General features: G+C 62.1%; 11 protein-coding genes and 1 pseudogene. 7 read left to right on the top strand and 5 right to left on the bottom strand.

Annotation, left to right across the window (positions count from 1 at the left end; genetic code table 11):
* The first annotated feature begins 357 nt into the window (after window positions 1–357).
* On the top strand, window positions 358–534 hold the full coding sequence (locus tag EOA23_RS35815) for a hypothetical protein (protein WP_189341721.1): 177 nt from the start codon (window positions 358–360) through the stop codon (window positions 532–534).
* 69 nt (window positions 535–603) lie between these two features.
* Here the strand turns inward: EOA23_RS35815 and EOA23_RS27210 are convergent, their stop codons facing one another.
* Complete coding sequence (locus EOA23_RS27210) at window positions 604–1,140, bottom strand: Hsp20/alpha crystallin family protein (protein ID WP_127306415.1); 537 nt, start codon at window positions 1,138–1,140, stop codon at window positions 604–606.
* A 391-nt stretch (window positions 1,141–1,531) separates the two neighbouring features.
* Here EOA23_RS27210 and EOA23_RS27205 point away from each other — a divergent pair, with 391 nt between their 5' ends.
* Window positions 1,532–1,747 (top strand): hypothetical protein, encoded by a 216-nt coding sequence (locus tag EOA23_RS27205; protein WP_126062680.1) that lies wholly within the window; start codon window positions 1,532–1,534, stop codon window positions 1,745–1,747.
* 79 nt (window positions 1,748–1,826) lie between these two features.
* Here the strand turns inward: EOA23_RS27205 and fixJ are convergent, their stop codons facing one another.
* A complete protein-coding gene (gene fixJ, locus EOA23_RS27200) occupies window positions 1,827–2,438 on the bottom strand; it encodes a response regulator FixJ (protein WP_126062679.1) in 612 nt (203 codons plus the stop codon).
* Window positions 2,428–3,915: a PAS domain-containing sensor histidine kinase gene (locus EOA23_RS27195; protein WP_127306414.1), complete on the bottom strand. Its 1,488-nt coding sequence runs from the start codon at window positions 3,913–3,915 to the stop codon at window positions 2,428–2,430. The genes fixJ and EOA23_RS27195 overlap by 11 nt, the downstream gene beginning before the upstream one ends.
* Before the next feature lie 253 nt (window positions 3,916–4,168).
* Here EOA23_RS27195 and EOA23_RS27190 point away from each other — a divergent pair, with 253 nt between their 5' ends.
* Both EOA23_RS27190 and mgtA read left to right on the top strand, forming a co-directional pair.
* Window positions 4,169–4,978 carry a universal stress protein gene (locus EOA23_RS27190; protein ID WP_127306413.1) on the top strand — a complete coding sequence of 270 codons (810 nt, stop codon included), beginning with the start codon at window positions 4,169–4,171 and terminating at the stop codon, window positions 4,976–4,978.
* Window positions 4,979–4,988: 10 nt separating this feature from the next.
* Window positions 4,989–7,667: a magnesium-translocating P-type ATPase gene (gene mgtA / locus EOA23_RS27185; protein WP_127306412.1), complete on the top strand. Its 2,679-nt coding sequence runs from the start codon at window positions 4,989–4,991 to the stop codon at window positions 7,665–7,667.
* A gap of 108 nt (window positions 7,668–7,775) precedes the next feature.
* Here the strand turns inward: mgtA and EOA23_RS27180 are convergent, their stop codons facing one another.
* Entirely contained in the window at window positions 7,776–8,243 is a 468-nt protein-coding gene (locus EOA23_RS27180; protein WP_127306411.1) for a DUF2231 domain-containing protein, read from the bottom strand.
* Between the two features lie 57 nt (window positions 8,244–8,300).
* On the bottom strand, window positions 8,301–8,567 hold the full coding sequence (locus EOA23_RS27175) for a hypothetical protein (protein WP_127306410.1): 267 nt from the start codon (window positions 8,565–8,567) through the stop codon (window positions 8,301–8,303).
* A 142-nt stretch (window positions 8,568–8,709) separates the two neighbouring features.
* Between EOA23_RS27175 and EOA23_RS27170 the strand changes: the two genes are divergently transcribed.
* The 3 genes and pseudogenes from EOA23_RS27170 to EOA23_RS27160 all read left to right on the top strand — a co-directional run.
* The gene (locus tag EOA23_RS27170) at window positions 8,710–9,018 is read left to right on the top strand and encodes a PepSY domain-containing protein (protein WP_245474357.1); all 309 of its coding nucleotides are present in this window, start codon (window positions 8,710–8,712) and stop codon (window positions 9,016–9,018) included.
* Entirely contained in the window at window positions 9,018–9,683 is a 666-nt protein-coding gene (locus EOA23_RS27165; protein WP_042647167.1) for a response regulator transcription factor, read from the top strand. Before EOA23_RS27170 ends, EOA23_RS27165 begins: the two co-directional genes overlap by 1 nt.
* Window positions 9,683–10,201 (top strand): annotated as a pseudogene (locus EOA23_RS27160) (sensor histidine kinase); the annotation flags it as partial. The gene EOA23_RS27165 and the pseudogene EOA23_RS27160, both read left to right, overlap by 1 nt.

The raw sequence follows: 10,201 nt of genomic DNA, 5'->3' as shown, positions 1-10,201 counted from the left end.
TTGGAACGCCAGATGGCGCGCGGGAACTTGCCCACCATGCGCTCGAGGTCGGCGAAGACGCGGTAGCGCCGCTCCGCGTGGAGCTGGTCGATCGCATCCTCGAAGAACCGCTGGTAATTCATGTCGAGCTCCTGTGCAGCCGAAATCCGTTTTGGGTATCGCGTTGACCTACCTGGCCGACACCATACGAGGCATGCGAGGACCTCACTTTGAGCTATGTCAATTCCGGGATGCCTCCGGCGGTCGAGACAATGCGACTGGAGGTGGCTTCACCTCGCGGGCCTTTGTTTCACAAAAAAAGTGGATGACCGCGATATTTGGAGTAGGAATGATGAACAGCCTGCATTGAGGGTAGTCGTGGACCGGTTCATTGCACGGGCTAATATTGCCCATTTCGAAGACTTGCTTGCCGCAGAAACCGACCCGGAGAAGCGGCGGGTGATCGAGAATCTGCTTGCGCGCGAGAGGCAGAAGCTCGAAATCGCGGAGCATCAAGCCGAGGCCGCAGGGAAACCTTCGGATCCAAAGAAATGAGGCCTGGTTGCGGGGAAGGCTCCTCAGTGCACCGGCCCGATGCACTGAGGAAATGACCAATTCGTGGCTTCAGGCAGCCATAACGGTGATCTTCTTCTCGGCCTTCTGCGCTTCGGCCGTCTTGGGCAGCTTCACAGTCAGAATGCCCTTGGTGAAACTGGCGTCGATCTTGTCGGCGTTTACACCTTCGGGCAGCCGGAACGAGCGCTGGAAGGAGCCGTAGCGGCGCTCCGAGAGATAGTAGTCCTTCTCCTTTTCCTCTTTTTCTTCCTTCTTCTCGCCCTTGATCGTCAGCACGTTGTTGGCGAGCTTGATGTCGACGTTCTTTTCGTCGATGCCCGGCAGTTCCGCCGTGATTTCGTACTCGTTCGTCTTTTCCACCAGGTCCATCGCCGGCGCCACCGGCCATTCACCGCGCAACTTCGCGGGGAATTCCCTGCCGAAGAGCGAACGGGTGGCGGGCAGATGGAAATCGAAGGGATGAAAGTCATCGAAGAGCCGGTCGATTTCGCGTCGCAGGCTCTCGAAAGGTCCCGCCCAGTTATCCGATCGGGCGGGAACGTTCTTCTCTGTTCTCACGGGCAGTTTGGTAGCGGCCTCAGCCATGGCTTTTCTCCTTAACGGTCGATTGGGCAACAAGTGCCGCCGCCTCCGCTCTTTCACCGCAGGTATTCCAGCACGCGCCAGAGAGAGGTCGGCGGACCTGCTCGACAGGCATCCTCGCTGAACTGACCCATCCGCTTCGCGACGTCCCGCGTTTGACACGGTCGACCGCGACCGCATTGCAATTCATGCGACCTGTCGAGGCCGGCATCAAAGCACCGGCATGAGCAGCCATCGTTGATCCGCGTCAAACAAGCCGCAAGAAGGAGCGATCCGGATGAAAGAGCCGAACCACGCCCGTTCAACGGCCCCCGATTCGCGCCGAGGGGCCTTCTGGCCGAAAAAATGTGACTCAAATCAAAGCGCGGAGCGAATCTTCGATCACACTGGCCGAATGTGGAATCCGATCGCAAGCGCGCCACCCGGCCGCAACCTCGAACTGGCCGTCATCGACGACGATGGCGTGCACGCGCTTGTGTTCCCTTGCGAGAAGGCGCCGGTGGGCTGGAAGAATGTCGCGACAGGGGCTCGGGTCGACATACGTCCGACCCACTGGCGTGTCTGGAATCCGGAGGAGCACCAGCTTGGCTTCCCGCAGAATCCGCACTGATGCGCGCCCTCTGGCGTGTAGCTTTTCAGGGCGGCATGCAGCGGAAACAAGGACTTGAACCGCTTCGCTTCAATCCGCTTCAGCTCTTCGGATCGGCGATCAAGGCCATGCGCACCAGATGCGAGAGGCTGCTGGCGCCCATCTTGCTCATGACATTGGCGCGATGGATTTCAACGGTCCGCGGACTGATCCCGAGATCATAGGCAATCGTCTTGTTCGGCAGTCCCGAAACAAGGCCGTCGAGCACCTGGCGCTCCCGCTCCGACAGCGTCGCAAGGTTCTTTCGAATCCCGGCTGATTGCGGGTGCGCCGCGATGGGCTGGCTGCGGTGGTCCAGGGCGGAACGAATGGCATCGATGAGCACCTGATCGTCGAATGGCTTCTCGATGAAATCGGCAGCACCCTCCTTCATCGCCTGCACGGCGAGGGCGACGTCGGCATGACCTGTCATCACGATCACCGGCGCATTCAGGCCGCGCGCCTTCAGCTGCCGCAGGAACTCGATGCCGTCAATGCCGGGCATACGCACATCGGTGACGATGCAGCCGTCGATCTCCTTCGGTTCCGGTGCCAGGAATGCGGTCGCCGACTCATGCAGACGCACGGCAAAGTCGGCTGTCGCGAGAAGGAAACCCAGCGACTTGCGGACATCGACGTCATCATCGACGACATGAACGACATCATTGGCCACGGGCAACCTCGTCCTTTTCTACGGCACGCAAGGTGAACCGAAATGCCGTTCCTCCGCCGGGCATCGACTCGGCCCAAATATGACCACCATGCGACTCGACGATAGTGCGACAAATGGACAGACCTACCCCCATTCCCTGCTTCTTCGTGGTGACGAAAGGCTGGAAAAGCTGGGCAGAAACCTCGGGCGCCAGCCCCGGGCCGGTGTCGATCACGCCGATCTCCGCCATCGCGTCATGTCGCGCCTTGGTGACGACGTGCAATTCGCGGCGGGGCGCGCCTTGCATGGCCTCCACGGCGTTTCTCATCAGGTTCAGCAATACCTGCTCGATCTGGATTCGGTCGGTCAAGACCAGTTCGGCCGACGGATCGAGATCGTAACTGACGCTCACATCCGCTTCCCTGGCGCCGAACAGGGCCAGCGATGAAGCGTCCTCGATGAGCGCCGACAGGCGTTCCACCTGACGCTCGCTTTCGCCCCTGGCGACAAAGTCCCTGAGACGGCGGATGACGTCGCCGGCACGCAACGCCTGTTCGGCGGCCTTCTCGACGGCTTCCCGCAACATTGCGGCATTCTCGTCCTTGCTCTTTTCGAGGAGACGGCGGCTGCCTTTAAGATAGTTCGTGATCGCCGTCAGGGGCTGGTTTATCTCATGTGCCAATGTGGAGGCCATTTCGCCAAGGGCGGTGAAACGGGCCATGTGAAGCAATTCCTGCTGCTGTTCCTGCATCCTGGCTTCCGTTGTGTGGCGCTCCGTAAGGTCGCGGCAGAAGCCAGTGAAGAAGCGGCCCGTTCCCGGATGCATTTCGCCGACCGCTAGCTCCATCGGAAAGGTCGACCCGTCCTTGCGCATCCCGGTTACCGTTCGGCCGAGACCGATAATGCGGCGTTCTCCCGTCGTCAGGTAGCGCTGCATGTATGCGTCGTGCTGCTCCCGGTACGGCGGGGGCATCAGCATCTTGACGTTTCGTCCGATGACTTCGCCGGCCTTGTAGCCGAACAATATTTCGGCCGCCGTGCTGAAGGATTGGATGTTGGCGCCTTCGTCGATGACGATCATCGCATCGGGGACTGTCGCCAGGATCGAACGCAGGTGATCCTCGCGCAGCTGCAGCGCGGCGTTGGCGAATGACAGATCGCTGACGTCGGTGCCCTGAATGAAGATTGCGGTGATCGGGCCATCCTTTGCCCTGACGGGCTGGTAGACGAAATCGAGGATGCGCTCCTCCGCAAGGCCGGTTTCATCGTTGCGCAGGATGATCTTGGCGTTGCGGCCGACATAAGGCTCGCCGGTTTCGCAGACGCGATCGAGCAATTCGAAGAATCCCTGGCCCTCCAGCTCGGGCAAGGCCTCGCGAGCCGACTTGCCGATAACCTGCCGCTGGCCGATCAAGTGCTGAAACGCGGCATTGGTCAGCTGAAAGACGTGGTCCGGCTCGCTGAGCAAGGCTATGAAGCCTGGAGCCTGGTCGAACATCAGGGCGAGAAGCTGGTGTTCCGGCAAGATATCGAGGGCCAGCGGCGATGGCTTGGCTGCTTCTGGCCGGCCTTGTTCCGTCTTGCTCACGAGCGGTCTCCGGATCGAGAAACAGCAGCGGCCGCCGATTTAGCACGCATCATTCCGCCCGCCAAACAGCCGCGCCGCCGCGACGATTTGATCTGTATCAAGGCGCCCCAAGCTCGCACAATGCAAGTGACAGAGCATTCCGCGTTCCGAGCGAGGTGCCTGCATGTGCTATAAAACGATAATCGTCAATCTGGCCGTTGATACAGACCCCGCGCCGGTCGTGAAGCTGGCGGCGGAGCTGGCGCAGCGCTTCGATGCCCACCTCGTCGGCCTTGCCGCCGCGGACGTCCCGCCTTTGGTGTCCACGGGCGAGGGCCTGGTCTACGAAGGCGAGGTCATGCAGGTCCAGCGCACCGAGATCGAGAAGCGCCTTGCCGAATTGCGCGATATCTTCGAGAAGCTCGTCCCTGGCTCGGTCAGCAGCGAATGGACGCAATACATTTGCGGCCCGACCCGCGCCCTCGGCCTTGTGGCCCGCTCGGCCGATCTCATCGTGACCGCCGAGGGCGGGGAGGATGTCTTCCGTGCCGTCGATGTCGGTAGCCTCGTGCTTGGCGCCGGTCGCCCCGTGCTGGTCATGGCGGGCAATGCCGAGCATCTCCTGGGCAAGACCGTCCTTGTCGCCTGGAAGGACAGCCGGGAAGCGCGAAGGGCCTTGTCCGATTCCTTGCCGTTTCTGGCGAAAGCCAATGAAGTGGTCGTCGCCACGATGGAAACCGAGTCCGGAGAAGATGTGCGAAACAGCCTCGCCGACGTCGCGGTGTTTCTGGAGCAGCATGGCGTCATGGCGCGAACCGAAGTGATCGCCGGCGAAGCGGATGGCGACAGGCTGGTAGCGTTCGCGCGCTCAATCCACGCCGATCTGATCGTCTCCGGCGCCTATGGTCACAGCCGGCTGCGGGAATGGGCCTTCGGCGGCGTCACACGCACGCTCATCGGCGAGAGCAATATCAATCGCCTGTTGTCGAACTGATCGGTCGGCCATGGTGACCGGTGGAGCCGATCCGACGGAACGGGCGGCGGTCCGGCCCACCGAACCGCAGTCGACCGGCCGCGCGCCCGACATCGCCAAGCAGGCCTACTGGTCGCTTGAAGCAGATCGGCTGGTCGGACAACTGGAGACCTCCACTTCCGGATTACTGAGCGCGGATGCGGCGGCCCGGCTTGCCAAATTCGGACGAAACGCCTTGGTGCCTCGGTCGAACCGATCGGCTTTGGCTGTGCTCGCGCGCCAGTTTCGCAGCCCGCTGGTCCTGATCCTGGTCTTCGCCGCCGCTGTGTCGGTGTTCGTCGGCGAAGGTCATGAAGCAGCGATAATCGGCGCGATTGTGCTTGCCAGCTGTATTCTCAGCTTCACCCAGGAATATGGCGCCTCTCGTGCCATGGAGGCGCTGCAGCAGCGCATCTCCCGCAAGGCCACCGTGCTTCGGGACAGCTTCGAACGGACTGTCGATGTTGAGAACATCGTTCCTGGCGACGTCATCTGCTTGTCGGCGGGAAATCTCATCCCCGTCGATGGTGTCGTCCTGGAGTCGCGGGATTTCAACGTCAGCGAATCCGTTCTGACCGGCGAAACCTTTCCCGTCGTGAAATCCGCCGGCCGCTCCGCGCCCGAAGCAGGCATCGCGCAACGGACCAATGCCGTGTTCACCGGCACCTCGGTTCGCAGCGGAACGGCAAAGGTGCTTGCCGTCGCCACGGGAACGCGGACCGAGTTCGCTTCGATCGCCGAAGCCTTGGAGCGGCGGATCCCGGAAACCGAGTTCGCCCGAGGCATCAGAATGTTCGGATATCTGATGACGGAGATCATGCTTGCGATCGTCATCATGGTGTTCTTCGCCAATGTGATGCTCAACCGGCCGCTGATCGAATCCCTTTTGTTTTCGCTTGCCCTCGCTGTCGGCCTGACGCCTGAACTGCTTCCCGCAATCATCAGCGTCACCCTGGCCAAAGGCGCGCGCACGATGGCCGCCAGCGGCGTCATCGTGCGTCGCCTCGACGCGATCGAGAACCTCGGCAGCATGGACCTGCTCTGCACCGACAAGACAGGAACGCTGACGGAGGGCGTCATTCACCTCGATGGATCGTTCGATGTCGAGGGCACCGCTTCGAAGGACGTCCTGCTTTGGGCGCTGCTGAACGCGACCTTGCAGACAGGGCTGAAGAATCCTCTGGACGAGGCAATTGCGAGTGCGCCGCATGACCACGAGGATCTGTCCGGTTTCACCAAGATCGACGAGATCCCTTACGATTTTGTCCGCAAGCGGTTGTCCGTCGCCACGCAGGACAGCTCGCGCGAACAGATCCTCATCACCAAGGGAGCCGTCCAGAACGTCGTCGAGGCGTGTGGCTTCGTTCAAGGTCCGCACGGCTTGACACCCCTTGGCGCGGCGGAGCGCCAGGCGATCGACGAGAAATTCAGGCGCTGGAGCGCGCAAGGATATCGCGTTCTCGGCCTGGCGATCCGGAGATTTCAGGACAAGGCTGGCTTCAGCCGTGACGACGAAACCGGAATGGTATTCGCGGGCTTCCTGCTCTTTCTCGATCCCCCGAAAGAGGGGGTGCGCAAAACGCTGTCGGCGCTTACCGACCGCGGCATTGGCGTAAAGGTGATTTCCGGCGACAACCGCTACGTCGCCGCGCACCTGGCCGAGGCTGTGGGCCTCCGGTCCGCCAGGATCATGACCGGCGAAGACCTGTCGAAACTGACGAAGAATGGGCTTCTCGCCAGTGTGCGCCATACCGATCTCTTCGTGGAGATCGATCCGAACCAGAAGGAGCGGATTGTCGAGGCGTTGCGCCGGAGCGGTCACGTCGTCGGCTATCTTGGCGACGGCATCAACGACGCGCCGGCGCTTCACGAAGCAGATATCGGCATCTCGGTCGATACCGCCGTGGATGTCGCGCGCGAGGCTGCGGACATCATCTTGCTGAAGCGCGACCTGGGCGTGCTGGTGCGGGGTGTCGATGACGGCCGAAAGACCTTCGCCAACACGATGAAATACATCTCCATCACGACCAGCGCCAATTTCGGCAACATGATCAGCATGGCGGCGGCCTCGCTCTACCTGCCGTTCCTGCCGCTGCTGGCAAAGCAGATCCTGCTGAACAATTTCCTCTCCGACATCCCGGCTCTGGCGATCGCGGGTGACAATGTCGATGCCGAACAGGTGCGCAGGCCGCGTCACTGGGACATCCGTTTCGTCAGGCGTTTCATGGTGAGCTTCGGGCTGGTGAGCTCCCTGTTCGACTTTGCGACCTTCGCGTTCCTTCTTCTGGTCGTTCACGCCACGGCGGCCACGTTTCAGACCGCATGGTTCGTGGAATCCGTACTCACCGAACTTGCCATCGTGCTCGTCGTGCGGACCCACAAAAGGCTGTGGCGCAGCCGTCCCAGCCATTTGCTCGCGGGCCTGACCCTCGGCGTCGGCATTATCTCCATCGCCATCCCCTTTGCCCCGTTCGCCGGCTGGTTCGGATTTGTGCCCCTGGCAGGACCGGTGCTGGCCGGGCTGCTCGCGATCACCGCGCTCTATGTGCTTGTGTCGGAAATGACCAAAAGCTGGCTCTTCGCCCATGGCAGCCGCGGCAAGCGTAGACGAAAAGCGGTTGGTCCACATCTGGATCGAGCCGCGACCAGACCGGGCCGCGCCGCGGGTTAAGCTGGGGGAGGCAGCTCGATGACCGCCGCTGGGCGCCACTCGCACCGGTCTAGAAGTGGAAGAGCGCGCTTCCTGTATGGCGGCGGATCGACGTCGAGCATCGAAAAGTCACCCCCCGACCGCGGCCTTCGTGACGTTCACGCCAAGGTCGTAGACCAGTTGCCCGCCATAATAACCCGTTACGGTGACCAGCGCCGCGCCGGCTATCTCAATCGCGGGAATGGCCGGGGCCAGCGTGCCCAGCTCACGATTTCGCACCCACAGGACAAGCCGGAGCAGGCCCCAGCCCAGAAAGGTCAGGGCGCTGATCCCACCCAGGCCTTCGTGGATTTCCGCTATCTGGCTGCTGAAGCCGGCGGCCTCCGCGTGGTCGAGGGCCATGCCGCCGAAGTACCACGTGCAGACGGCAAACAGCCCTGCGCCGACGGCGGCAAAGGTGGAAATCGTCCCTATGCCCGAGCGCGTCGTCACGGCGCTGCGGTGGGTGAGCGCGGCAAGGTCGATGATCACGAGCGCGTACATGAGCACGATGGGGAAATGAACGAGCATGGGGTGGATATGCTGAATTTCGGGCATTGCGGAGATTCTCCAGGAGGATTGGGGGGTGATGGTCGTTGGCCGCTCGATCGGCCCTCAGTCGTCGCTGTCGCCGATTTCCTCGTCTTCCCGATCACTGCGCGCGCCGGTTACAGTCTTGCCGTCGCCGCATTCGTCGTCTCCGACACCTTTGACCGACTTGGGACCGGTGACACTCATCACGGGGATGGACTCGAGGTCGATTGTTGCGGAAGAAGCTGCGGGTGCGGCCGCGCATGATCCATGGCCGGATTCCGCGGCGGCGGGTATGACAAAGGCGACCAGGCCGCCAAGGGCGACAAGCAAGACAGGAAAGTTGCGCATGGTTTCGTATCCTTCTCCGCGCACCCGTCATCGGGCGCGTCGGCCCTTGATAGAGATGTGGCCCTTGCCGGTGGCTGACGATGATTGACAGCGGTTTGACAGCTTCCGCATGCGACAGCTCCCTTCCATGAAAACCGTATCGATGAGCCTGGCAGCTCTGGGCGTGGCCGCGCTTGTGATGGCCCTGCCGTCGGCCGTCAGGGCGCAGGATGACGACGATGACCATGATCGGGCGCGCGATCTCCATGAGCGCGGCGAAATCGAGGGTCTTGCCGACATCATGGCCATCGTGCGCGCCAAGGCTCCCGGCGAGATTGTTTCGGTCGACCTCATTCGCGCCGAAGGCAAATGGATCTATAGGTTCCAGGTGGTCGCCGCCGACGGCAGGCGCCGGATCGTTGACGTCGATGCCGGTGCGGGCGGTGTCAAGGGTGATGAAGGCGGCCACTGATGAAGATCCTCGTGGCTGAAGACGAACCGCGCATCGCGGCCGACATCGCGGCGGTCCTGAAGGCTTCGGGCATGGCCGTCGACATCGTGGACAATGGTGAAGCGGCCTGGTTTGCGGGCGATGTCGAGAACTACGACGCGGCGATTCTCGACCTCGGCCTGCCGAAGCTCGACGGCCTTACGGTGCTGAAGCGCTGGCGCGCCAATGGCCGTCGCTTTCCCGTCCTCATCCTGACGGCGAGGGGGCTGTGGACCGAGCGCGTCGAAGGCATCAACGCCGGCGCCGACGACTATCTTCCGAAGCCTTTTGAAATGGAGGAACTGCTGGCGCGGCTGCGAGCCATCCTGCGCCGCTCAAGCGGGCAGGCGGCACCAGTGCTGAAATCGGGCCCTTTGCTGCTCGACACGCGCCAGATGCGCATCTCACTTCGCGGCGTTCCGGTGGCGCTTTCGCCGCTCGAATATCGGCTTCTCGCGTTCCTGATGCATCATGCCGGCCGTGTGGTCGCATCAACCGAGCTTGCCGAGCATCTGTACAGTTCCGACAACGAACGCGATCCCAACACGATCGAGGTCATCGTCGCGCGTCTGCGGCGCAAGCTTGGCAGCAAGATCATCGAGACGCGTCGCGGTTTCGGTTACTTTGTCCCCGACGGGCCGGATTGATGCGCAATTCGATCCGTTTCAGGCTCTGGTCGGCTGCGGCGATATCGATCGTCATCGCCCTTGCCATCGCCGGTGTCGGTCTTCGCTATCTGTTCGAACTGAACGTCGAGAGGCGTGTTGTCAGTGAGCTGACGGACGATCTCAACGAACTGATCGCCGCGACGAGCTTCACGGCCGATGGCCGTCTGTTAGTGGCGTCCACGCTGGCCGACCAACGCTTCTCCAATCCGCTGTCCGGCCACTACTGGCAAGTGGAAGACCTGGCCACCCACAACCTCGTTCGATCACGCTCACTGTGGGATGCGACGCTGGCCCTGCCCAAACAGGCAGGCTATGGCGAACTGCGGAAGGAAGAACTCAAGGGGCCCGGCGGCGAGCTCACCGTCGCCGTCATTCGCACGATCACCGATGCGGACGGGCGGGCCTTTCGCGCCGTGGTGGCGGAAGATCATCGCAATGTGGAAGTTTCCGTCGGCGAGTATGTCCGTGACCTTGCGCCGGCCCTCATTGTGCTGGCC

It is taken from the genome of Mesorhizobium sp. M2A.F.Ca.ET.042.01.1.1, from assembly GCF_003997405.1.
GTDB lineage: Bacteria > Pseudomonadota > Alphaproteobacteria > Rhizobiales > Rhizobiaceae > Mesorhizobium.
Note: the sequence above shows the minus strand (reverse complement) of the source record. Positions and strands in the feature narration are given on the sequence as shown.